Annotated in this window: 21 protein-coding genes; 3 read left to right on the top strand and 18 right to left on the bottom strand. The window is 74.1% G+C overall.

Annotation, left to right across the window (positions count from 1 at the left end; all coding sequences use genetic code 11):
* The first annotated feature begins 138 nt into the window (after positions 1–138).
* The 3 genes from IR158_RS11685 (at position 139) to IR158_RS11675 (ending at position 3,367) form a co-directional block, all read left to right on the top strand.
* Positions 139–1,443: a glycosyltransferase gene (locus IR158_RS11685; protein ID WP_291813179.1), complete on the top strand. Its 1,305-nt coding sequence runs from the start codon at positions 139–141 to the stop codon at positions 1,441–1,443.
* A 141-nt stretch (positions 1,444–1,584) separates the two neighbouring features.
* Positions 1,585–2,385 carry a hypothetical protein gene (locus IR158_RS11680; protein WP_291813178.1) on the top strand — a complete coding sequence of 267 codons (801 nt, stop codon included), beginning with the start codon at positions 1,585–1,587 and terminating at the stop codon, positions 2,383–2,385.
* 220 nt (positions 2,386–2,605) lie between these two features.
* Positions 2,606–3,367 (top strand): GntR family transcriptional regulator, encoded by a 762-nt coding sequence (locus IR158_RS11675; protein WP_291813176.1) that lies wholly within the window; start codon positions 2,606–2,608, stop codon positions 3,365–3,367.
* Positions 3,368–3,371: 4 nt separating this feature from the next.
* On the opposite strand, the gene IR158_RS11670 is transcribed toward IR158_RS11675, so the two are convergent.
* The 18 genes from IR158_RS11670 to IR158_RS11585 form a co-directional block, all read right to left on the bottom strand.
* The gene (locus IR158_RS11670; protein ID WP_291813175.1) at positions 3,372–4,631 is read right to left on the bottom strand and encodes an MFS transporter; all 1,260 of its coding nucleotides are present in this window, start codon (positions 4,629–4,631) and stop codon (positions 3,372–3,374) included.
* On the bottom strand, positions 4,631–6,049 hold the full coding sequence (locus tag IR158_RS11665) for an amidase (RefSeq protein WP_291813173.1): 1,419 nt from the start codon (positions 6,047–6,049) through the stop codon (positions 4,631–4,633). Before IR158_RS11665 ends, IR158_RS11670 begins: the two co-directional genes overlap by 1 nt.
* Entirely contained in the window at positions 6,046–6,300 is a 255-nt protein-coding gene (locus IR158_RS11660; RefSeq protein WP_291813171.1) for a hypothetical protein, read from the bottom strand. The genes IR158_RS11665 and IR158_RS11660 overlap by 4 nt, the downstream gene beginning before the upstream one ends.
* On the bottom strand, positions 6,297–7,709 hold the full coding sequence (locus IR158_RS11655; RefSeq protein WP_291813169.1) for an amidase: 1,413 nt from the start codon (positions 7,707–7,709) through the stop codon (positions 6,297–6,299). Before IR158_RS11655 ends, IR158_RS11660 begins: the two co-directional genes overlap by 4 nt.
* A 16-nt stretch (positions 7,710–7,725) precedes the next feature.
* A complete protein-coding gene (locus tag IR158_RS11650; protein ID WP_291813167.1) occupies positions 7,726–7,929 on the bottom strand; it encodes a hypothetical protein in 204 nt (67 codons plus the stop codon).
* A 65-nt stretch (positions 7,930–7,994) separates the two neighbouring features.
* Positions 7,995–9,044, bottom strand: coding sequence for an ABC transporter ATP-binding protein (locus IR158_RS11645; RefSeq protein ID WP_291813166.1), 1,050 nt, complete (start codon positions 9,042–9,044; stop codon positions 7,995–7,997).
* A gap of 20 nt (positions 9,045–9,064) precedes the next feature.
* Positions 9,065–10,033 carry an ABC transporter permease gene (locus IR158_RS11640; protein ID WP_291813164.1) on the bottom strand — a complete coding sequence of 323 codons (969 nt, stop codon included), beginning with the start codon at positions 10,031–10,033 and terminating at the stop codon, positions 9,065–9,067.
* Complete coding sequence (locus IR158_RS11635) at positions 10,030–10,974, bottom strand: ABC transporter permease (RefSeq protein WP_291813160.1); 945 nt, start codon at positions 10,972–10,974, stop codon at positions 10,030–10,032. The genes IR158_RS11640 and IR158_RS11635 overlap by 4 nt, the downstream gene beginning before the upstream one ends.
* Positions 10,971–12,632: an ABC transporter substrate-binding protein gene (locus IR158_RS11630; RefSeq protein ID WP_291813159.1), complete on the bottom strand. Its 1,662-nt coding sequence runs from the start codon at positions 12,630–12,632 to the stop codon at positions 10,971–10,973. Before IR158_RS11630 ends, IR158_RS11635 begins: the two co-directional genes overlap by 4 nt.
* 9 nt (positions 12,633–12,641) lie before the next feature.
* Positions 12,642–13,670 (bottom strand): ABC transporter ATP-binding protein, encoded by a 1,029-nt coding sequence (locus tag IR158_RS11625; protein WP_291813158.1) that lies wholly within the window; start codon positions 13,668–13,670, stop codon positions 12,642–12,644.
* 167 nt (positions 13,671–13,837) lie between these two features.
* Positions 13,838–15,163: an MFS transporter gene (locus IR158_RS11620; protein WP_291813156.1), complete on the bottom strand. Its 1,326-nt coding sequence runs from the start codon at positions 15,161–15,163 to the stop codon at positions 13,838–13,840.
* 24 nt (positions 15,164–15,187) lie between these two features.
* Entirely contained in the window at positions 15,188–16,744 is a 1,557-nt protein-coding gene (locus tag IR158_RS11615; protein ID WP_291813154.1) for an amidase family protein, read from the bottom strand.
* A gap of 228 nt (positions 16,745–16,972) precedes the next feature.
* Positions 16,973–17,935, bottom strand: a complete 963-nt coding sequence (locus IR158_RS11610) for an NAD-dependent epimerase/dehydratase family protein (RefSeq protein ID WP_291813152.1) — start codon at positions 17,933–17,935, stop codon at positions 16,973–16,975.
* Between the two features lie 58 nt (positions 17,936–17,993).
* Positions 17,994–18,953 carry an LLM class flavin-dependent oxidoreductase gene (locus tag IR158_RS11605; RefSeq protein WP_291813151.1) on the bottom strand — a complete coding sequence of 320 codons (960 nt, stop codon included), beginning with the start codon at positions 18,951–18,953 and terminating at the stop codon, positions 17,994–17,996.
* 36 nt (positions 18,954–18,989) lie between these two features.
* Positions 18,990–19,394, bottom strand: coding sequence for a universal stress protein (locus IR158_RS11600; protein ID WP_291813148.1), 405 nt, complete (start codon positions 19,392–19,394; stop codon positions 18,990–18,992).
* A complete protein-coding gene (locus IR158_RS11595; RefSeq protein ID WP_291813146.1) occupies positions 19,391–20,917 on the bottom strand; it encodes a tripartite tricarboxylate transporter permease in 1,527 nt (508 codons plus the stop codon). Before IR158_RS11595 ends, IR158_RS11600 begins: the two co-directional genes overlap by 4 nt.
* Before the next feature lie 16 nt (positions 20,918–20,933).
* Complete coding sequence (locus IR158_RS11590) at positions 20,934–21,476, bottom strand: tripartite tricarboxylate transporter TctB family protein (protein WP_291813144.1); 543 nt, start codon at positions 21,474–21,476, stop codon at positions 20,934–20,936.
* Positions 21,473–22,480, bottom strand: coding sequence for a tripartite tricarboxylate transporter substrate-binding protein (locus tag IR158_RS11585; protein ID WP_291813142.1), 1,008 nt, complete (start codon positions 22,478–22,480; stop codon positions 21,473–21,475). Before IR158_RS11585 ends, IR158_RS11590 begins: the two co-directional genes overlap by 4 nt.
* Positions 22,481–22,604 lie beyond the last annotated feature (124 nt).

Raw genomic sequence — 22,604 nt, 5'->3', positions numbered from 1 at the left:
CAATCCAGTCACCCCCTCTCCCCCGTGAGAGAGCAATCCAGTCACCCCCTCTCCCCGTGAGAGTGCAATCCAGCACACCCGCACCCGCCTATCCCGTGACAGGGCGCCCCCGCCCGACCCGACCGAGAGGACGACGCCGTGGACACCACCGCCGCCCGCCCCGACCGCCGTCTCGTCATCGTCGTGCGCGCCGACCCCGTCATCTGCGGTCACTCCGGTGAGGCACGCAACCTCGCCGAGGCCGCGCTGCAGCGGGGCTTCGACGAGGTCCGCATCGTCACCTGGCCGATCGAGCGCCTGCAGGAGGCCGGTCTGCCGCTCAAGCCGCTGGACGGCGTCATGCCGTACTCCCCGGGGATCGTCGTCGAGCGCCCCGAGCCCGTCGGCGACTACAAGGTCCCCGACGGCCGGTTCCTCGCCGGCCTGACGGGCCGGCTCGTCGAGCTGTTCACCGACGGCGTCCCCACGGTCGCGATGTCGCTGTACCTCTCGCCGCACGCCACCGCCGTGGCGGACGCGGTGGCGGTCGCGCGCCGCACGGGCCTGCCCGTGGACGTGGTCACGGTGGCGGAGGCCGTCGGCTCCGACGTCACCAACGTCGTGCGCGCGTGCGTGCAGGAGGACCGGTTCGGTGCCGCGGCGCACGTGCTCGCGCAGTACCTGTCGCACGACGTGGTCCTCGCGGTGTCGCAGTACACCCGGGACCTGGTGATCACCGAGGCCGCGGCCATCGACGCCCGCCACGGCACGCGGTTCGCCGAGCAGTGCCGCGAGCGCGTCGCCGTCTCCTACCCCGCGATCGACGTCGGCACGTACCTCGCGCGGGACGAGGACGAGACCGACCGGGTGCTCGCCAACCGCAGCCTGACGCGTGACGGATACGTGCTGTTCCTGTCGCGGCTCGCGCACGCCAAGGGCGTCGACGACCTCATCGACGGGTACGTGCGCTCGGGCGCACCGGCAGCCGGGCGCCGTCTCGTCGTCGCGGGCAACGGGCCGCAGGCCGCGGAGCTGCACGCGCACGCCGCCCGCACGCCCGTGGCGGACCTCATCACGTTCCTCGACGACGTCCCCGACGACGAGAAGGGCCACCTCATGGCCGGCTGCACCGCGTTCGTGCTGCCGTCCAAGCCGCGCCCGGAGTTCGTCGAGACCTTCGGCATCGCGCTGGTCGAGAAAATGCTGTCCGGCGGCGGGCCCGTCGTCACGACGGTCACCGGGGGCATCGGGGAGGCGGTCGGCGACACCGCCGTCATCGTCCCCGTCGACGCACCCGACGCCATCGCGGCCGCGCTCGACGACGTCCTCGCGATGGACCGCGCCGAGCGCGCCGCGTGGGCCGAGCGGGCACGGGAGTACGCGCTGCGCTTCGACCGCGGCGTGGTGCTCGACCGGATCCTCGACCGGGTCGCCGCGGTGAGGTGGGCGACCGTCCCGGCCTGAGGGGGCACGCCCCGGCGCGCGTGAGACAGGTGTGGAAAAGCCCAGCGCGTCACAGTCCGGACATGTCACGATTCCCGTGGTCCTGCGTGAGCGACGAGCCGGCCGGCTCGGCCCCGCGACCACCACCCCCGGAGGCCTGTCGTGCTGTTGCGTCGTGCTGTCGTCGTCCCGTCCCTCGTCGCGCTGCTGTGCGTCCTGCCCGCGTGCGGCTCCACGCCCGCGGACGTCGCGGCGAGCCCGTCCGCGACCGCCGCGGCGACCCCGACCCCCGACGGCGCCGCGACGTTCACCACGGACGACCTCGTGGCCGCCATCACCGACGCGTACAGCACCGCGGGCAGCTACGACTTCACGCTCGTCCTGGGCACGGACGGGGCGCTCGGCGAGGTCGCGGGCTCGATGCACCTGGGCGACGTCCCCGCGTACGACATGACCGTGACGATGATGGGCATGGAGATGCGGATGCGCGCCGTCGACGGCCAGGGGTACGTCAGCCTCGGCGAGCTGACGGGCGGCAAGTTCCTCGCTGTGGACCCGGCGGACACGTCGAACCCGTTCGCCGCGTCGTTCGCGAGCTCGATGGACCAGGCCGACCCGTCGATGGGCCTGAAGGAGCACCAGGCGGCGATCGTCAGCGTGACCGCCGTCGGCGAGCCGACGGACGTCGACGGCGTGCAGGCCCAGACGTACGAGGTGGTCGTCGACCCGCGGAAGATGCCCGAGCGGATGGCCGAGCTGGAGAGCAACCTGCCCCCCGGCCAGGAGCTGCCCGAGACGCTCACGTACACCTACCTGATCACCGCCGACGGCCTCGTCCCGGAGGTCTCGTACGAGATCCTCGGGATCGAGGGGCGGATGACCACGTCGAACTGGGGCGCCGCGGCGCCCGTGACGGCGCCCGGGGCCGACGAGATCACGACGCAGGAGGCGCTCGGCGGCTGAGCCGGCGACGGCGACGGGCCTGGCCGCCGTCCGGTGACTCGCGGGCCTGCCCGGCGACGCCCCGGGCGAGTGCGAGCACCACTTCACCAAGTCGCAACACCGCGGTGACCGCGAGGTCACGGGCGTCTCCGACAGTCATGGCAGTGCGTCGTCCGCGCGCGCGTCCCCGACGACGGATCGGAGCACCATGCGACAGCCGTCCGGCACAGCCCCCGTCCCCATGACCACCGGCCACCACCACACCCGGCCGTCCCCGCACGCCCACACCGTCCGCTGGCTGTACGACGTCATGCGCAGCGAGATGCGCGACAGCGCGTTCCCCGGCAACGTCCTGCCCCCGGAGGACGCGCTGGTGCGCCGGTACGGCGTGAGCCGCGGCGCCGTCCGCAAGGTCATCGACCTGCTCCGCGAGGAGGGCGTCGTCGAGCGCACGCGCGGCGCCGGCACGTTCATCGTGTCGCCGCGGACGCTGCCCCACGGGGTGGGGCCGTCGCGGGACGTCGCGCAGGACGTCAACGCGCGCGCGCCACGGGTCAGCATCTTCACGACGCACGCGGCGCTGCACGCGGCGCCCGCCTACGTGGCGGACAGGCTGCGGGTCGCGCCGGGCACGCCGGTCGTGCTGCTCGAGAGCACGACCTACCTCGACGGGTTCCCCCTGAGCGTGCGGTCGGCGTTCATGCCGTTCTGCCTCTTCGGGGTGCTGCTGGACGGGGACGTCGACCTCGACCGGTCGCCGTACCTCGTGATGCAGGAGGTGCTGGACGAGCACCCGGGCGACACGGATCTGCGGATCACGGCGTCGGCCGCGAGCCACGCGGTCGCCGATCTGCTCGGCATCCAGCCGGGCGCGCCGACGCTGGACACCGCGCGCGAGGTGTACTCGCGCTCGGGGGTCGTGCTGGAGCACAGCGTCGCGCACGCCCGCGCCGACCGGCTGAGCTTCTGCACGGTCATGGCCGCGCACGAGCCGATGGGCTGACGCGTCACCCCGTCCGCGTCTCGCCGACAGCCACGGCGCACACGACGACAGCGGCGAGGACGGCCGCGCAGAACCACAGCGCGCCCGCGACGTCGCCCGCGGAGATGAGCGCGCCCGCGACGACGGGCAGGATGGTGAAGCCGACGTCGCGGGACAGGCGCATCGCGGAGACCCCGACCTCGGGGACGGGCGACAGGTCGACCACGGCCGCGGGCATCACCGCCAGCAGGAGGCCGCCGGCGACGCCGAGCGGGAGCGCGGAGGCGCCGAGGATGACCAGGTCCTGCGCGACGTGGGCGCCGATGACGAGCAGCACGCCGAGCACGCCGCACACCGCACCCAGCGCGATGGGCGCCCGCCGCCCCCGCCGGTCGGACCACCGCCCGCCGACGCGCCCGGCGACGCACTCGACCGTGTAGACCCCGGTCAGCAGCATGCCGAGTGCTGCTCCCCCGTGCCCGAGGCCGCCGACGACGAGCGGGATCACCGCGAGTGACAGGGCGGCGCGCACGCCCTGGCCCGCGCCCGCGTTCGCCAGGACCAGCAGCGCGCGCCGCGTGCCCAGCCCGGGCAGCGCCGGCATGCTCAGGCGCGGCCGCCCCGACGCGGGCACCGCCGGCAGCGCGAGCCGGGCGCCGAGCGCGCACAGCAGCGCGAGGACGCCGCAGACCGCGAACGCGGCACGCGACCCCGTGACGCCGCCGGTGACGGCCACGACCGCGCCACCCGCGAGCGGCGCGAGGACCGCGCCGAGGGTCTGCGCGGACTGGAACTCCCCGAGCGCGCGCCCGACGCGGCCCGGCCCGGCCAGCAGCATCGCGAGGCGCGGCCCGGCGGCGGCGAACAGTGCCAGCCCGACGCCCTGCACGAGCCGGGACACCTCCATGAGCAGGAACGTCGGCGCGAGCGCGGACGCGAACGACCCCGCGGCCCAGACGAGCATGCCGACGACGATCGCACCGCGCGGCGCCAGGTACGGCAGAGCCCGCGTCCCGAACACGTCGAGGACGAGCACGACGGCCGTCAGCGACGCTACCGAGACGCCCGCCATGAACGGGGACGCGCCGAGCTGCACGGCGAGCACCGCGGTGATCGGCGCCGTGAAGCCCAGCGCGAGGCCGGAGCCGGAGATGACCGCGTAGAACCCGGCCGTCGTGCGGCGACGCCCGCCGCGGGGGCCCCGCGGCGGGCGTGGGTCCGCCCACGCCCGCGCGGGGCCCTGGCCGCGTCGCGCCCGCGTCGTGCTGACCGCGAGCGCCGCCATCAGTCGGGCAGGGTGGCCAGGTGCCAGGCCGTGACCCGCTGGTAGGCGTCCCCGACCCGCAGCACCGTGGCCTCGTCGAACGGGCGGCCGACGACCTGCACGGACATCGGCAGGCCGCCGAGGAAGCCCATCGGCGCGGCGAGCGCGGGGTTGCCGACGGCGTTCCAGTACCCGGTGTGCGTGGAGCGGAAGTTCCAGCGGCCGCCGGCGAGCTCGTCGATCCGCGGGGCGGGTGTGCTGGTGGTGGGCGTGACGACCACGTCGACGTCGCGGAACAGGTCCGCCACGAGGCCCCGGACGTGCTGGCGCAGCCGCTGCGCCTGCACGTAGTCGGCGCCGGTGACGAACGCGCCGGAGGCGACGCCCTGGCGGGTGGAGTCGAAGTAGTCGGACCACCGCGCCCGCAGGTCCGGCAGGTGGTACGCCAACGCCTCCGAGCGCGAGGTGATCCGCATGGCGGCCATCACCTCGTCCCACAGCGGCAGCTCGATCGGCACGAGCGTGGCACCGAGCTCCTCCAGCGCCGCGAGGGCGTCCTGCAGCAGCCGGTCCACCTCGGGGTCGCGGTCCGGCATCACCCGGTGGAGCGTGTCGACGCCGATCCGCAGGCCCGTGAGGTCGCCGGTCAGCGCGGCGGTGTAGGGGCTCACGGGCGCGGTCGCGCTGGTGAGGTCGCTCGGGTCGTGGCCCGCGAGCGCCTCCAGCATGAGCGCGCAGTCGGCCGCGGAGCGGGCCATGGGCCCGATGTGGTCGAGCGAGTACCCCAGGGGGATGCACCCGGACTTCGGCACCCGCCCGTAGGTGGCCTTGAGCCCGCTGATCCCGCAGTACGCGGCGGGCAGCCGGATGGACCCTCCGGTGTCGGTGCCGAGCCCGCCGAGGAAGGCGCCGACGACGACCCCGTTGCCCGTGCCGGAGGACGAGCCGCCGGTCCAGTGGTCGGCGTGCCACGGGTTGCGGGGCACCGGCAGGGGCTTGGTGAGGTCCGGCACCCCGGTCGCGAACTCCATGGTCGTGGTCTTGCCGGTCATGATGCCGCCGGCGGCGCGCAACCGCTGCACGACCACGGCGTCGGTCCCAGCCTGCCAGGTGGTGTCGTGCACGAGGGACTGGCCGGTGGTCGGGCCCTCGGTGGTGACGATGATGTCCTTGATGCCGAGCGGGACGCCGAGCATCGGCGGGACGGGCGCGCCGGACGCCCGCAGGTCGTCGGCGGCGGCCGCGGCGGCCCGCGCCTGGTCGTCGAAGCGCGACATGTAGACGCCGAGCGCCGTGTCGTGCCGGTCGGCGGCGGCGATCGCGCTCTCGACGAGCTCGCCGGCCGTCAGGTCGCCGTCGCGGACGGCCGCGGCGGCCTCGGTGAGGGTGGCGGGGGCGGCGGTGGCCGTCCCGGCTGCTGCTGCTGCGGTGGCGGTCATGCGGGCGCCTCCTGCGGGCTGGGGACGGACGGGACGGACGGGACTGCCGGCTCGGACGGGTGCACGGCCCACACGAGGCCGGGCTCGACGTACCGGGTGGCGAGCACGGCATGGAGCAGCGCGGCGTGCTCCTCGGTCTCGGCGCGCAGCTCCTCGAGCCGGGCGAGCTCGTCCGGCGCGGGCGCGAGGCCGAGCCGTGCGAGCAGCACCGCGGCGGACGGCGCGTCGGTGGCGCCCGTGGCGGCGCTCATGCCGCGACCAGCTCGCCGACGCGGGGCGCCTGCAGGTGGTGGTCGGTGACGCGCTGCAGCGCGTCGGCGACCTTGAGCACGGTGGCCTCGGCGAACGGCTTGCCGACGACCTGCAGCGACAGGGGCAGACCCGTCGAGGAGAACCCGGCCGGGACGGCCACGGCGGGCAGGCCCGTGAGGTTCCACTGGCCGGTGTAGGCGGGCTGGCGCAGCCGCTGGCTGACGTCCATCTCGGCGGCGACCTGGGCGGGGGTGGGCGCGGTGGGCGTGATGAGGACGTCGTGGTCCTCGAGCAGCCGGGCGACGTTGCGGGCGAAGTGCTGCCGGAACCGCGACGCCTGCGCGAGGTCCGCGGCCGACAGCAGCGCGCCGCGGGCGAGCGACGTGCGGGTGAACCGCCCGTAGTCCTCCCACCGGTGCACCAGGTCGTGGCGGTGGTAGGCGTACGCCTCGGCGACGAGGACGAGGTGGGTCGCGTCCTTCGCGGCGGCCGCGTCCGGCACGACGACGTCACGTGCCCGCGCCCCCATGCCGACGAGCAGGTCGACGCCCGCCAGGACGGCCGCGCGGACCTCCGGGTCGAGCAGGTCGTGGTCGAGGAAGTACTCGGTCGGCACGCCGATCCGCAGGCCGGCGACGTCGCCGTCGAGCGCCGCTGTGTACGCGTCGACGGGCGCGGTCGACGCGTTCGGGTCGCTCGGGTCGTGCCCGGCCATGACCTCGAGCATCGCGGCGCAGTCCCACGCGCTGCGGGCCATCGGCCCCACGGAGTCGAGGCTGTACCCCAGCGGCACGACGCCGCTCTTGGGCACGCGCCCGTAGGTGACCTTGAGGCCGGTGTGCCCGTTGACGGACGCGGGGCTGCGCACCGAGCCGCCGGTGTCGGTCCCCAGTCCCCCGAGCGCGAGGCCCGCCGCGACGGCGATGCCGGTGCCGGAGCTGGAGCCCGCGGGCGTGCGCGTGAGGTCCCACGGGTTGCGGGGGATACGGAAGCGCTTGGTGTCGTCCGGCAGCCCGAGGGCGAACTCGCTGGTCGTGGACTTGCCGACGAAGACCGCGCCGGCGTCGCGCAGCCGTGCGACGACGGGCGCGTCCGTGCCCGCGCCCCACTGGGGGTCGAGCACGTGGCTGTTGGCCGTGGTGGGGGCGCCCTTCATGGCGATGATGTCCTTGATCGCCAGGGGGATCCCCTGCAGGGGGCCGGTGTCCCGCCCGGCGGCCAGCGCGGCGTCGGCCGCGGCGGCCTGCTCCAGCGCCTGGTCGGCGGTGACCTCGACGTACGCGCCGAGCGCGTCGTTCTGGGCCGCGGTGCGGTCGAGGATCTCCTGGGTCAGGGCGACGGACGTCAGCGTGCCGTCGCGCAGCGCGGCGGCGGCGTCGTGGATGGTCAGGTTCGCGGGGATGGGCATGGTGGGTCCTCTCGCGTCAGGCGCCGGCGGGGGCCGGGTAGAAGGTGGCCGGGTCGAAGGTCGTGGCGGGCTCGAGGGTCGGCGCGTACGGGTAGAGCGCGTCGGCCTGCGAGCGCAGGGTCGGGTAGTCGGCGATGACCTGGTCCCGCTCGTGGGACAGCAGCGTGAGCTGCGCGGCGGCGAGCAGCGCGTCGACGATCGCGGTGGTGTCGCTGGTCATGTCGGTGTCTCTCCTCTGTTCGGCGTGGGCGGTGCTCGGGCGTGGGCGGTGCTCGGGCGCGACCCTCAGGACGCGGCGCGCACGGCGGGCGTCCCCAGCGGGACGGGAGAGCCCGGCGTGTACAGGTGGCAGGCGACGACGTGGTCGGGGCCGGTGGTGACGGCGGCGGGTCGTTCCTGCGCGCACACCTCGGCGGCGTGCGGGCAGCGGGTGCGGAACCGGCACCCGCTGGGCGGGTCGATGGGGCTGGGGATGTCCGCCTCGTGGGTCGGCGCAGGCTCGTCACGCCGCGACAGGCGGGGGTCGAGGTGCGGGACGGACCCGAGCAGGAGCTGGGTGTACGGGTGCAGCGGCTGCTCGTAGAGCGCCGCGGCGGGCGCCCGCTCGACGACCTGCCCCAGGTACATGACCACCACGTCGTCCGACACGTACTCGACGACGTTGAGGTCGTGGCTGATGAAGACGTACGTCAGCCCGTACTGCTCCTGCAGGTCGGTGAGCAGGTTGAGCACCTGCGCCTGGATCGACTTGTCGAGCGCCGAGACGGCCTCGTCGAGCACGATCAGCCGCGGGTGCACGGCCAGCGCACGGGCGATGTTGACGCGCTGCCGCTGCCCGCCGGAGAGCTGGTGCGGGTAGTGGCCGGCGTACGCGGCCGGCAGGCCGACGGCGGCGATCACGTCGGCGACGCGCTCGTCGACCTCGTCGGGCGACAGGCGGAGGACGCGCAGCGGGAACGCGATGGACTCCCCCACGGTGGCGCGCGGGTTGAGCGCGGACGCGGGGTCCTGGAACACCATCTGCATCTGCTGCAGCTCGCTGCGCGTCCGCCTGCCCTTGAGCTGCTTGTCGGCGAACAGCAGCTCGCCGTCCGTCTCCTGGTGCAGGCCGACGATGACGCGGCCGAGGGTGGACTTGCCGCAGCCGGACTCGCCGACGATGCCGAGGGTCGTGCCCTCGCGGACCTGGAGGTGCACGTCGTCGACGGCCGACAGGGTCGCGCGGCGGCCCTCGTGCCGGACGGGGAACTCCTTGGAGACCCCGAGGAGCTCGAGGAGCACGTCGGTCGGGGGGAGGTCGGCGACGGTCTGTGCGGGTGCGGAGGCGGTGCTCATGGGGGTCGTCCTTCCCGTCGTCAGATCCGGCTGTCCGAGGCCTCGCGCAGCGCGTCGCTGGCGAGGTTGAAGCACACGGAGGTGAGGAAGATGAACAGCCCGGGGATCAGCACGTTGACCATCGCGACGCTGATGGAGCCCCGCATGCTGTTGAGCATGTAGCCCCACTCGGGGGCCGGTGGCAGGGAGCCGAGGCCGAGGAAGCTCAGGCTCGCGGCGATGAGCATCGAGACGCCCACGAGCGACGAGGCGTAGACCACGACGTCGTTGAGGACGTTGGGCAGCACCTGCTGCGTCGCGATGCGCGCGGGCCTGGCGCCGGTGAGGCGGGCCGCCTCGACGTACTCGGTGGTGACGACGCGGCGCGTGGCGCTCTCGGCGACGCGTGCGACGGGCGGCACCGACACGACGGCCGTGGAGATGAGCGCGTTCGACAGGCCGGGGCCGAGCGACGCGGAGATCGCGATGGCCAGCAGGACCGCAGGGAACGCGTACAGCATGTCCATGCCGCGCATGAGGACGGTCTGCACCCAGCCGCCGGCCATCGCGGCGGTCAGACCGATCGCGGTGCCGATGACGGTGGCCGCGATGGTCGGCACGAACGCCGCCAGCAGGGTGAGGCGCCCGCCGTGCAGGATGCGGGAGAGCAGGTCGCGGCCCTGCTCGTCGGTCCCCAGCAGGTGGCCCGGGCTGAACGGCGGCGCGAGGCGGTCCTGAGCGACGCCGGACAGCGGGTCGTACGGGGTGAGCAGCGGCGCGAGGACGGACGCCACCACGAGCAGGAGCAGGACGCCGGCGGCGGCCACGCCGGTGCGGTTCTCGAGGAACCGCCGCCCGGTCGCGGACCAGAACGACTGCGACTGCGCGCTCTGCTCGGCGGCGAGCCACCGGTCGCGCAGCTCGGCGGCGGCGGCGACGTCCCGCGGGTCGCGGGGCTGGTGGAAGCTGGTGGGGAGCCGGCTGGCGGCCGGCGCGGCGGTCTGGCTCATGTCATCGCTCCTCGGACGCGGGGGTCCATCGCCGCCTGGACGATGTCGACCACGAGGTTGATCAGGACGAACACGACGGCGATCAGGAGCGTCGCCCCCTGGATGACCACGAGGTCGCGGGCGGAGATCGCCTGGAACACGAGGGTTCCCATGCCGGGCCAGCGGAAGATCGTCTCGACGATCACCGCGCCGCCGAGCAGGACGCCGAGCTGCACGCCCGACGTCGTCAGGACCGGCGGCAGGGCGTTGCGCAGCACGTGCCGGCGGACCTCCCACTCCGTCAGACCCTTGGCGCGCAGGGTCTCGACGAAGTCGGCGCTCATCGTGTCGACGATGCTGGCGCGGGTGACCCGCGCGGTGATCGCCGTGGTGACCATCCCGCCGGTGAGGACCGGCAGCGCGAGGGTCGCCAGCAGCGGGCCGGGCCCTTGGTCGAGCACCGCGCCGCCCGCGGGCAGCAGCCGCAGCTCCCCGGCCAGCCACGCGAGCAGCACGATCGCGAGGAAGAACGACGGGACGCTGAGGCCCGCGAGGCTGATGACCGAGACGACGCGGTCCACGAGCGAGCCGCGCCGGGTGCCGGCGAGGTAGCCGAGGGCGAGCCCGCCGAGCACCCCGACGGCGGCGGACACCAGCGCGAGGACCATGGTGTTGCCCATCGAGTCGACGAGGAGCTGCGTGACGGGCCGCTGCCGCATGTCCGAGTAGCCCATGTCACCGGTCAGCACGCCGCCGAGCCAGGTCAGGTAGCGCACCGGCAGCGGGTCGCCGTAGCCGGTCTCGTCGAGGACCTGCTGCTTCTCCGCCTCGCTCATCTGGTCGTTGAGCAGGGCGGCCGCGGGGTTGCCGGGCAGGACCGACATCAGGACGAAGCAGATGACGGACACGCCGAGCAGGATCGGGATGGTGTACAGGACGCGCTTGACGACGAGTCGGATCACTGGTCGCTCCCCACCGTGTACGTGGTGAAGTCCAGCCACCACGACTGGACCTTCTGGTAGCCGTGGACGTCCGGGGCCAGGACGCGGAGGTTCAGGTCGTGGACCCAGAACAGGAAGTAGGCCTCGTCGATCGCGACGTCCATGGCCTGCTGGATCGACGCGTGCTGCTGGTCCGCGCCGGGTGTCGCCATCGCGGTGTTCAGCGCGTCGTCGATGCGCTCGTCGCACAGCCCGACGGCGTTGGGCACCTCGGGCCCGCGGAAGCAGAAGAACGTCGAGGCGTACCCGGGGGGCATCATCCCGGCGGCCGGTGAGGCCCAGAGGATGTCGATGTGCGACCACTGGGGCGCCTGCAGCCCATCGATGCCGATGGTGATGATCGTGTTCCACTCCAGCGGCAGGAGCTTGAGCTCGACGCCCACGGCCCGGAAGTCCATCTGGAGCTTCTGCATCATCGGGTCCGGGTACATGTTCCCGGACCCGCCAGCCGGGTAGGCCATGGTCAGGCTGAGCTCGCCCGGCTCGTAGCCGGCCTCCGCGAGCAGCCTGCGCGCGAGGTCCGGGTCGTAGGAGTACCCGGGGTTGTCGGCGACGTGGTGCGGGTGCCCGTCGTACACGTACTGGGTCGCGGGGATGCCGGACCCGTTGACGAGCGCGGCGGTGCCCTCGCGGTCGATCGCATAGTTCAGCGCCTTGCGCAGCGTCGGGTTCTCCTTGAACGGCGCCCGCCACAGGTTGAACCGCGGCATGATCCCGTGCGGGTACTCGGCGAGCTTCACCGCGTACCCCTCGGCCTCCAGCAGCTCGATCGCGTCGGGCGACGGGGCGTCGGCGAAGTTGACCTGCCCGGACTGCAGCATGGACAGGCGGGTGGCGGCCTCGGGCGCCGGGTACAGCTCGATCCGCTCGAGCTCGGCCGGCCCGCGCCAGTAGTCCTCGTTGCGGACCATCTCCATCACCTGGCCGTCGACGAGCCGGGTCATGCGGAACGGGCCGGTGCCGCTCGCGTGCTGCGGGTAGAGCTGGTTGCCCCACCGCTTGATCGCCGTCGGCGAGCCGATGTACAGGCCGGCGGCGTCCCACGGCACGTACGCGTACGGCTGGGTGGTCGTGACCTCCACCGTGAGGTCGTCGACCTTGCGCCACGACGCCCAGTACTTGGTGATGGTCGCGCTGCGCGCCGCCGTCGTGGGGTCGTACCACTGCGACTCCGGGTCCTTGACGCGGTCGAGCGCGAAGACCACCGCGTCGGCGTCGAAGGGTGTGCCGTCGTGGAACGTCACGCCGTCGCGCAGGTGGAAGGTCCAGACCTGGAGGCTCTCGTCGTGCTCCCACGACTCGGCCAGGGCGGGCTGCGGCGTGGGGAGCTCGTCCTCCTGGTCGAGGTTGAGGCGGGTCAGCCCGTCGTACAGGTTGTTGCCGACGAACCGGAAGCCCTCGTAGCCGTTGTCGGGGTAGGTGCCGGTCAGCGGGATGTTGCTCGACGTCATCGCGATCCGCAGGACGCCCGGGTCGCTCGGGGCGGGCCCGTCGAGGGCCGCGCCGTAGGCGCCGCCGGCGCAGCCGGAGGCGAGCAGGAGCACGGCGAGCGCGGCCGCGCCGCGGCGGGCGGGGTGGGGTCGGGCGGGGTGGGGACGGGTGCCGGGATCGGTGTGCATGCCCGCTCCTCAGGCCGCGTTCTCGGCGGGCGCGTGCTCGCAGCGGCTCCAGTGCCCGTCCCGCTGCTCGCGCACGGGCGGCTGGCCCTGCCAGCAGGCGACGGTCGCGTAGGAGCAGCGGGGCGCGAAGCTGCAGCCGGGGGCCAGGCGCTTGAGGCTGGGCGGCATGCCGGGGATCGCCAGGGGTCGGTGGTCCATACCCGCACGGACGTTGGCCTCGATGAGCCCCTCCGTGTAGGGGTGGGTGGGGCTGTTGAGCACCTGGTCGGCCGTGCCCACCTCGACGAAGCGCCCGGCGTACATGACCGCGACGTCGTCGGCGAGCTCGGCGGCGACACCGAGGTCGTGGGTGACGATGACGATGCCCATCCGGTGCTCGCGCTGCAGCTCGCGGAACAGCCGCATGACGCGCGCCTGCACGGTGACGTCGAGGGCGGTGGTCGGCTCGTCGGCGAGCAGCACCTGGGGGCTGCCGGCCAGGGCCATGGCGATGACGACGCGCTGGCGCATGCCGCCGGACATCTGCGTGGGGTACGCGGCCAGCCGCGACGCCGCCGAGGGCATCTGCACGAGCTCGAGCAGCTCGACGGCGCGGCGGCGGCGTTCGGCGCGGCCCAGGTGGGGCTGCGCGCGGGCGATCGTCTCCGTGAGCTGCTCGCCGATCGTGTACACCGGGTCGAGCGCCGTCAGCGGGTCCTGGAAGACCATGGACACGTCCCGGCCGCGCACGGCGCGCCGCTCGCGCGCCGACAGGGTCAGCAGGTCGCGGCCGCCCAGCAGGATCCGGCCGCCGACGCGGGCGCTGGGCGGGTTGATGCCGATGAGGGAGCGGAGCATGGCGCTCTTGCCCGACCCGGACTCGCCGATCACCGCGAGGGTCCGGCCCTCGTGCAGGTCGAAGGAGACCCCGCTGACCGCGCGCACGGGGCCGCTGCGGGTGGCGAACTCGGTCGTGAGGTCCTGGACCGTCATGACACTGGCCTCGGTGGGCCGCGTCACGGTGCGGCCGGGGGACGTCGTGTCCGTCGTGATGGTCATGCTGCCACCGCCTTCTGCTTCGGCCGTGCTGTTCTGGGGGAATTCCTTCCTGCGAGCAGGAAAGCGTTGTCGGAAGCGCTGGGTAACCGCTCGCGAGATATTTCTTGATCCACCACCATGAAACCTGGTGATTGTTGCGTCCGAAATGTTCTGAAGTTTCTTTCTGGTTACTCCGCGGTCGGCGTGGGGACATTTCCGTGAATCACGCCGGCGCGTCGGCGAGGACGGCGGCGCGGCGGGGCCGGGCGGCACGGGGCGCCGCCCGGGGCGGGCTCCGTCCGGGGCTCCGGCGCAGGCTCCCGCCGGCGCGCGTGCCACAGCGCCAGCGTCACGAGCACCGTGCCGAGCACGACCGTGACCCCCGTCGTCAGGACTGCCCTCATGGGCCCGACGTGGTCGCTCAGCAGCCCCAGCAGCGGGGAGCCGAGCGCTCCCCCACCGAGGAAGAACATCGTGTAGACCGCCACGACCCGCCCCCGCAGCGACGGCGGCGGAGTGAGCTGCACGGTCGTGTTGACCATGACGACCAGGTTCATGAAGCACGCGCCCACCAGGGCGAGGCAGATCCCGAGCGCGACGGGCGACGTGGTCGCGGAGACCAGCAGCAGCGAGCCCCCGAAGGCGAGCGCGACCCCGACCACCCGCCGCAGCCGCGGCATCCCCGACTGCGCGGACGCCACCAGCGCGCCCGCGAGCCCGCCGACCGCCAGCCCGGCGCAGAGCAGGCCGAACATCAGCGCTCCCCCGCCGTGCACCTGCGTCGCCACGATCGGCAGCAGCACCTGCAGGCTGTTCGCGCCGGTCGCGTTGCCCAACGCCACCAGCACCGTCAGGCCGATCAGCACGGGGCTGCCCGCCACGTACCGGAAGCCCGCCACCCACGAGGTGCGGCCCGGGGCGCGCCGCTCACGGTGCAGCGCGCCCCGGTCGATCCGCACGAGCGACGCGACGATCGCCACCGAGCACAACCCCGTCAGCAGGAACACCACCGAGGTGCCCCACAGCGTGATCAGCAGCGCCGAGGCGACGGGCCCGACCAGGCGGGCGACGTTGAACGACGCGCTGTTCAGGCCGACCGCGTTGACCACGTCCTGCGGCCCGACCAGCTCGGAGGAGAACGTCTGGCGCACGGGCGCGTCCAGCGCGGTCACCAGCCCCAGCAGCCCGGACAGGACGTACACCCACGCGAGCGTGAGGCTCCCGGTCAGGTCCAGCACCCCGAGCGAGATGCCGATCACGCCGATCGCGCCCTGCGAGATCGCCAGCAGCGTCGCCTTGTCGAAACGGTCGGCCAGCACCCCCGCCACGACGCTCAGGAGCATCGTCGGCGCGAACTGGAGGAACGTCACCAGCCCCAGCGCGGCGCCCGACCCGCCGCTCAGGTGCAGCACCACCCAGGCCTGCCCCGTGCGCATCGTCCAGATGCCGATGTTGCCCACCGCGCTGCCGCTGAAGTACCGGCGGTAGTTCGGCACGCCCAGAGACCGGAACATCCCGTCTCCCGCTCGCACGGGTGATCAGCCTCCGATCGCGACGTGCTCGGCGAACGGCACGGCCGCCGTGTACGCCTGGGCGACCCGCAGCAGCAGCGCGTCGTCGTGCATCCGCCCGACGAGCTGCATGCTCGCCGACAGGCCGTTGCGCTTCGCGGTGGGCACCGCCAGCGCGGGGTGGCCTGTGAAGTTGAAGGGCCGGGTGTTCTGCACCGCCCGGTACGTCGTCGCCCCCTGCAGCGCCATCGCGAGGCGGTCCTCGCGGGCCGGCTCCTCGTAGCGCGGCGCCTGCGTCGGCGTCGTCGGCATGACGAGCACGTCGACCGTGGCCAGGGCGTCGTCGTACGCCTGCACCATGAGCGGCCGCACGTTCTGCGACTTCGCGTACAGCCTCCCCGACCAGTAGCGCCGCGCGAACGTCCCGAGCACGTGCTGCATCACCGACCGGGGGTCGAGCTGGAGGCGGTGGTGCGCGTACGCCTCGGTGACGGCGGCGATCGTGTCGGCCGGGTAGTAGGTCTTGGCCCACGTGCCGTAGAAGAGGGTGTCGAGCACCGCGAGGCTGCCCTCGGCGGACAGCGCCTGCTGCGCGACCCCCGTGGCCAGGTGCGCCGGGACCGACACCTTCGTCACCGTCGCGCCGAGCCCGGCCAGGACCTCGACCGCCTCGTCGACGGCGTCGACCACGTCGGCGTCCGCGTCGAGGTAGCCCTCCTCGAGGATCCCGACGCGCAGCCCGGCGACGCCCTCGTCGAGGCCGGTCAGCGAGTCGTACGCGCGCGGCGTGCCCGGGCCCTGCCGCGGGTCGAGGCCGTCCTGGCCCGCGACCGCGTCGAGCGCGCGGGCGACGTCCTCGACGCTCATCGCCATCGGGCCCGTGAAGTCGATGCTCTGGTCGGAGCCGAACCCGATGCCGAAGTGCGAGACCAGCCCGAACGTCGGCTTGAGGCCCACGCACCCCGACCACGACGCCGGGATGCGGATGGAGCCGCCCTGGTCGCCGCCGAAGGAGATGTCGACCTCTCCGGTGACGACCGCGCCGGCCGACCCGCTCGACGAGCCGCCCGTGAGGTGGTCCGGCTGGTGGGGGTTGCGCGGCCGCCCGTAGTCGCCGACGCCGCCGCCGAACCCGTAGCCCCCGCCCAGGCCGTTCATCACGTTCTTGCCGACGACGGTCGCGCCCGCCTCCAGGGCGCGGGACACGATCGTCGCGTCGAAGCCCGGGACGTGGCCGTCGAGGACGAACGTGCCCAGGCTCATGGGGATCCCGGCGACCGCGACGTGGTCCTTGTAGGAGACGGTGCGCCCCTGCAGCAACCCCTCCGGCGCGCCCTCGACGTGGCAGCGCCACGTCCACGACCCCAGCGGGTCGTCCTCGCTCGACGGGCGGTGGCCCGGCTCGCGGGCGCCCGGGTAGCGGGGCGGGGCGACCTCCGGGGTGCGGGACTGCAGGAAGTCGTCGAGCTCGTGCAGCTGCTGGGCCAGCTGGGTGCGGAACACGGCGGCGTCCTGCGCGGAGAGCGGGAACCCGAGGGCTGCCGCGACCTCCTGGACGTCGTCGATGTCGGGTGCGCGGAACATCGTCATCACCTCTCTCGCTCGCATGGCGTTCGAGAGGGACGCTGACACGGGGGCGTTTCGTCCAGAGTCCTGCCGGATGCATCCCATGTTTCGCGGGTCATGGGATGGCCCGTGACACGCGTGACCTGCCACGACGCGACGAAGACGACCACGCAACGCGGGCCGAGCGCCGGACCGACGCGGGTCCGCGGGCGGCAGGAGGGGACGGCGGTGAGCGACCCGCGCCCGTCAGGAGGCGACGGCGGCGAGGACCTCGCGCTCCTCCTCGGGCGTCAGCCCTGCGCGCCGCGGGCGGTCGACGCCACGAGCGACCTCGTCCGCGAGCACGCGGGCGAGCGTCTCGGACAACGACCGCTCGCGCCCGCCGGCCGCCCGGTACGCCGACCCGTCGCGCCGCATCAGCGCGCCCGCCTCGGACGGGAGCCACAGCGGCAGCGAACGCGGCCCCGCCCAGTACTGCACCCCGTGCTCCAGCAGCGTCGCGTCGTCCACCGGCGTCAGCTCGCCGTCGCTCTCGGCGACCTCGCGCGCGAGCGCCAGGACGTCGCCCAGCGGGACGGACGTGCCGACCGCGTCCACGACCCCCGTGGCCCCGGCTCCCCCGGCCGCGACGAGCCAGGCCGCCAGGTCGTCCACGTCGACCACCTGCGCGTGGCGACCGGCCGGCGTCGGGACGAGGACGCGTCCGCCGCGGCGCAGGCGCGCCGGCCAGTACCCGAACCTGTCGGACGGGTCGCCGGGCCCGACGATCAGCCCGGGGCGCGCGAGCAGCAGCCGGTCCCCGACCCGCGCAGCCGTCGCCCGCTCCGCGGCGACCTTCGCGTCGGGGTACCGCGTCAGGTCCTCGGGCTCGACGACCTCGTCGGACTCGTCGCCGGGCACGTCGGCACGGGCGTAGACCGACACGGACGACACGAGGGTCCAGTGGGCCGCCCGGTCGGCGAGGGCGTCGAGTGCCGACTCCACGAGGCCGAGGGCGTACGAGATCTCGACGACCTCGTCCCACTCCCCCGTCAGCGCGTCGAACGCGCCGGGGTCGCGCCGGTCGGCCCGCACCAGCCGGGCCCCGTCGGGGGCGTCGCCCGCGGCGCCGCGCGCCAGGCACGTGACCTCCGCGCCGTCGTCCAGCGCCGCACGCGCCACCGCCGCGCCCAGCCATCCCGTCCCCCCGAGCAGCAGCACACGTCGCATCGGGCCAGTCAACCGCGCCGGACGGCGCGCGGGGGCCGACGCGTCAGCGGCCGAGCGGTCAGCGCACGCGCGCGAGCGACTCCAGCGCGGCCACCGGGTCCGGGCCGGTCGGGAAGACCACGCACGTCGTGGCGCCCGCGGCCGCGCGGGCAGCCAGGCCCACGCGGACGTCGTCCGGCGTCCCGGCCAGCGCGAGCTCGCGGACCCACGCGTCGGGCAGCGCCGCGGCGAACTCCTCGGGCGACCCGCTACGGGCGCGCAGCTCCGCGAGGTCGGCCGCGAACGGCAGCGGCGCGACGTGCGGCGCCCAGTCGGGCTCGCCGATCCACGTCAGCCCCAGCCGGGCGACCGCGCACGCGCGGGCCTCGTCGTCGTCGACGCACGCGACGTCGTACGTCACGACGCGTGAGGGTCCCGTCGCGGCGACCTGCTCGACGGCCGCCCGCACGTACGCCGGGGCGCACGGCTCGGCGAGCACCACGCCCTCGGCGACCCGCCCGGCGACCGCGAGCGACCTCGGCCCGCGCACGCCCAGCAGCACGTCGGGCACGACGTCCGGGACGGACGACGGGTCGAGCGCGACCCCGTCGAGCACGACCGACGCACCGGGTGCGGTCGTCACCGTCTCGCCGCGCAGCAGCGCGCGCAGCGCGACCGTGTACTCCTCGAGGTACGTCAGCGGGCGCGCCGGCCACCTGCCGACCGACCGCATCCAGTCCGGCATGCCGTGCCCGACGCCGAACGTCACGCGGCCCGGGAACAGGCGCGCGAGCGTCGCGGCGTCCATCGCGGCGAACGCAACGTCCCGTGCGGCGGCGGGGACGATGCCGATGCCCACGTGGATGCGGTCGGTCGCCGCGAGGACGGCCGCCGCCTGAGCGGCGCCGCCGCGGAAGCCCAGGTCCTCGACCACCCACAGCTCGTCGAAGCCGAGGGCCTCGGCGCGGCGGGCGTGCTCCAGCACGCGGTCGGCGGGCAGGTCACGTGGCAGGAGCACCCCGAGGGACGGCGTCGTCATGGGGCCATCCTCGCCGATCAGCCGTCGCGGAACCGGTCAACGCCCCGGGCCCTCCGCCGCCTTCACCGCCAGCACCGGGCACCGCGCGTCGAGCAGGATGCGCTGCGCGGTCGACCCGAGCAGGAGCTTGCCGACGGGCGAGCGGTGCCGGATGCCGATGACGAGCAGGCTCGCGCCGACCTCGTCGGCGATCGCGACCAGCTCCTCAGCGATGTCCCGTGCGACGGCCTGACGGATCTGCGCCTCCACCCCCAGCGACTCCAGCAGCGCGTGCACCTCGCTGACGTCGGAGGAGGCGGCGAACCGGTGGTCGACGACGGCGGTGCCGGTCGTCGCGTTGACCACGAGCAGGTCCTCGCGGTGCGCGAGCGCCTCGCGGGCGCCCCGCAGGAGGGCCGCGTGGCCCCGGGCGTCGGGCGTCCAGCCCACGACGACGGTCATCGCCTCACCTCTTCCTCGAGCTCGTCGACCTCGTCCGCGAGCCGTTCCGGTCCCTGCCGGCCCGGGATCAGCCGCAGCACGAGCGGCCAGAGCAGCAGGGCCGCGATGACGACGTAGACGATCACCGCGACGGGCTCGCTCCACAGCGCGGACACGTCCCCGCGCGACAGCTGCAGCGCCTGGCCCAGCTGCTCCTCCAGGCGTGGCCCGAGGATCACCCCGACGATGAGCGGCAGCACCGGCAGGCCGAACCGCCGCATCGCGAAGCCGAGGACACCGAACAGCACGAGCAGCGCGACGTCGAACCACTGGAAGTTCACGCTGTACGCGCCGAGCACCGCGAAGAACAGGATGCCCGCGTACAGGTACGGCCGCGGGGTGCGCAGCAGCCGTGCCCACAGCGGTGCGAGGGGCAGGTTGATGACGAGCAGCAGCGTGTTGGCGACGAACAGGCTGGCCAGCAGCGTCCACACCAGCTCCGGCTCGGCCTCGAACAGCTGCGGGCCGGGCTGCAGCCCGTAGCCCTGCATGGCGGCGAGGATGACGGCAGCCGTCGCGGTGGTCGGCAGGCCGATGGCCAGCAGCGGCACGAGCGTGCCGGCGGCGGACGCGTTGTTCGCGGCCTCCGGCCCGGCGACACCCTCGATCGCGCCCTTGCCGAACTCGTCGCGGTGCTTGCCTGCGAGCCGCCGCTCGGTGACGTACGACAGGAACGTCGGCATCTCGGCACCACCGGCGGGCAGGGCGCCGAACGGGAAGCCGAACGCGGTGCCCCGCAGCCACGGCTTCCACGACCGCTGCCAGTCCGCGCGGTCCATCCACGGCCGCCCCACGGGGATGATCTCGAGCGGGCGGCGGCGCAGGTGGGCCGCGACCCACAGCGCCTCCCCGACGGCGAAGATCGCGACCGCGACGACGACGATGTCGATCCCGTCGGCCAGCAGCGGGTTCCCGAACGTGAGGCGCGGCTGCCCGGTCGCGGTGCCGACGAGCCCGATCGTCAGGCCCAGCGCCAGCGCGATGAACCCCCGCAGCCGCGAGCTGCCCAGCACCGTCGTCACCGCGATGAGCGCCAGCATCATGAGCGCGAAGTACGACGGCGCTCCCAGGACGACGACCCACTCGGCGACGGTCGGCGCGAGGGCGACCAGCAGGATCGTGCCGATCGTCCCGGCGACGAACGACCCGATCGCCGCGGTCGCGAGCGCCTGCGCCGCACGTCCCGCCTTGGCCATCTTGTTGCCCTCGAGCGCGGTGATGACCGACGACGACTCCCCCGGCGTGTTCAGCAGGATCGACGTCGTCGACCCGCCGTACATGCCGCCGTAGTAGATGCCGGCGAACAGGATGAGCGCCGCGCTCGGCTCGACGTTGTAGGTGACCGGCAGCAGCAGCGCGACGGTCATGGCCGGGCCGATGCCCGGCAGCACGCCCACCGCGGTGCCGAGCAGCACACCGACCACCGCGTACAGCAGGTTCTCCGGGGTGACGGCCAGGCTCAGGCCCGTGAGCAGGGCGTCCATCACGCTTCCCCGTCCATCACAGGATCCCGTCCAGCACGCCCGCCGGGATCGGGATCCCCAGCCCCACGTAGAACCCGTACCAGGACCCCACCGACATGACCGCCCCGATCAGCAGGTTGCGCACCCAGTGCCGGTTACCCAGGACCGTCGCGGCGCCGGCGAACAGCAGCGCCCCGACGATCGCCCACCCGAGCACGTCGAGCAGCGCGATGGTCGCGACGAGCACGCCCGCCAGCCCGGCCAACGTGCGCCAGTCCGTGCCCTGGTCGAGGTCGACGTCCTCCCCTGCCTCGCCCTCGGCACGGTCGCCGCGGGCCGTCGCGACCGCGAGCAGCACGGCGAGCACGACGAGCGCGGACCCGACGACGTACCCGAACGCGGCGGGCCGGACGACCTGGTCGGCGAACCCGGGCCCCATGCCCGCCGAGTCGACGACCGTCCACACCCCGACGACGGCGAGCACCGCGGCCAGCCCGTACTGCGCGCGGTCCACGGTCGGCGCCGGGGCGTCCTCACCGGGCGCCGTGGCGGCGCGGCCCGCGTCCTCGGCCGCGCTCACAGCAGGCCCAGGTCGTCGAGGGTGCTGGACACCCGCTCGTCCTGCTCCACGAGGAACTCCTCGAACTCGTCGCCCGTCACGAACGCGTCGACCCAGCCGTTGGTCTCCAGCGCGTCGCGCCACGCGTCGGTCCCGTGCATCTCCTCGAGCAGCGCGATGTGCGCGTCGCGGACCTCGTCGGGGATGCCGGGTGGTGCCAGCACTCCGCGCCAGTTGGTGAACACGAGGTCGATGCCGGACTCGACGAGCGTGGGCGCGTCGACGCCCGCGAGCCGCTCCTCGCCGGAGACGGCGAGCACACGCAGCGACCCGTCGGCGATCTGCCCCTCGAACTCCGCGAGCCCGGACGTACCGACGTCGATCTTGCTGCCGAGCAGCGCGGTGGTCAGCGGGCCACCGCCGTCGTAGGAGATGTAGTTGACGGCCGTCGGGTCGACCCCGACGGCTGCCGCGAGCTGCATGGGGAACAGGTGGTCCGGCCCGCCAGGGCTGGACCCACCGCCGACCCGCACGCTGCCGGGGTCCGCGAGCCACGCCGTGACCAGGTCCTCGACCGTCTCGAACGGCGAGTCGGCCGGGACCAGCAGCCCCTCCTGCTCCTCGACGAGCTGCGCGATGGGCGTCGCCCCGCTGACCCGCGCGTCGGACCCGTTGGTGTACGTCGCGCCCACCACGCCCAGGCCCATCGTCATGAGCAGGTCCTGCGCGCCGCGCTCGTTGACGAGCCGCTGCATGGCGACCGTTCCGCTCGCGCCCGTGACGTTGCTGACCTCGAACCGGCCGGTCAGGCCCGCGGTCTCCATGACGCGCGTGGCCGCCCGACCCGTCTGGTCGTACCCGCCGCCGGGCGCGTTGGGGATCATCATCCGCAGCCGCTGGTTCTCGGCGCCCTCGTCCCCGCGCGTGACGCCGCACCCGCCGAGCACCAGCACCGCGACCAGGACCGCCGCGAGCACCGCGACCCCGCGCCCGTCCCGCGCCGGCCGGTCCGTGACGCCCCCCATGCAGAACACCCCCTCGTGCCTGCGTCGATCCTCATCCCTGCGGGGCGGACCGGCACGTCGAGACGGTGGAGGTGCGGGGCTGTCCCGCATAGCGCTGCGGTGGTGGTCGCACGTGGGGCGTCGC

This window comes from Cellulomonas sp., assembly GCF_015234515.1.
Taxonomy (GTDB): Bacteria; Actinomycetota; Actinomycetes; order Actinomycetales; family Cellulomonadaceae; genus Cellulomonas.
Note: the sequence above shows the minus strand (reverse complement) of the source record. Positions and strands in the feature narration are given on the sequence as shown.

Bases quoted from the DNA above. Each gene is read 5' to 3' on its own strand.
- IR158_RS11615 (WP_291813154.1), bottom strand. From the start codon at position 16,744: ATGTTCCGCGCACCCGACATCGACGACGTCCAGGAGGTCGCGGCAGCC.
- IR158_RS11655 (WP_291813169.1), bottom strand. From the start codon at position 7,709: ATGCCCATCCCCGCGAACCTGACCATCCACGACGCCGCCGCCGCGCTG.
- IR158_RS11650 (WP_291813167.1), bottom strand. From the start codon at position 7,929: ATGACCAGCGACACCACCGCGATCGTCGACGCGCTGCTCGCCGCCGCG.
- IR158_RS11630 (WP_291813159.1), bottom strand. From the start codon at position 12,632: ATGCACACCGATCCCGGCACCCGTCCCCACCCCGCCCGACCCCACCCC.
- IR158_RS11585 (WP_291813142.1), bottom strand. From the start codon at position 22,480: ATGGGGGGCGTCACGGACCGGCCGGCGCGGGACGGGCGCGGGGTCGCG.
- IR158_RS11675 (WP_291813176.1), top strand. From the start codon at position 2,606: ATGACCACCGGCCACCACCACACCCGGCCGTCCCCGCACGCCCACACC.
- IR158_RS11645 (WP_291813166.1), bottom strand. From the start codon at position 9,044: ATGAGCACCGCCTCCGCACCCGCACAGACCGTCGCCGACCTCCCCCCG.
- IR158_RS11595 (WP_291813146.1), bottom strand. From the start codon at position 20,917: ATGGACGCCCTGCTCACGGGCCTGAGCCTGGCCGTCACCCCGGAGAAC.
- IR158_RS11660 (WP_291813171.1), bottom strand. From the start codon at position 6,300: ATGAGCGCCGCCACGGGCGCCACCGACGCGCCGTCCGCCGCGGTGCTG.
- IR158_RS11605 (WP_291813151.1), bottom strand. From the start codon at position 18,953: ATGACGACGCCGTCCCTCGGGGTGCTCCTGCCACGTGACCTGCCCGCC.
- IR158_RS11610 (WP_291813152.1), bottom strand. From the start codon at position 17,935: ATGCGACGTGTGCTGCTGCTCGGGGGGACGGGATGGCTGGGCGCGGCG.
- IR158_RS11640 (WP_291813164.1), bottom strand. From the start codon at position 10,033: ATGAGCCAGACCGCCGCGCCGGCCGCCAGCCGGCTCCCCACCAGCTTC.
- IR158_RS11625 (WP_291813158.1), bottom strand. From the start codon at position 13,670: ATGACCATCACGACGGACACGACGTCCCCCGGCCGCACCGTGACGCGG.
- IR158_RS11670 (WP_291813175.1), bottom strand. From the start codon at position 4,631: ATGGCGGCGCTCGCGGTCAGCACGACGCGGGCGCGACGCGGCCAGGGC.
- IR158_RS11620 (WP_291813156.1), bottom strand. From the start codon at position 15,163: ATGTTCCGGTCTCTGGGCGTGCCGAACTACCGCCGGTACTTCAGCGGC.
- IR158_RS11665 (WP_291813173.1), bottom strand. From the start codon at position 6,049: ATGACCGCCACCGCAGCAGCAGCAGCCGGGACGGCCACCGCCGCCCCC.
- IR158_RS11600 (WP_291813148.1), bottom strand. From the start codon at position 19,394: ATGACCGTCGTCGTGGGCTGGACGCCCGACGCCCGGGGCCACGCGGCC.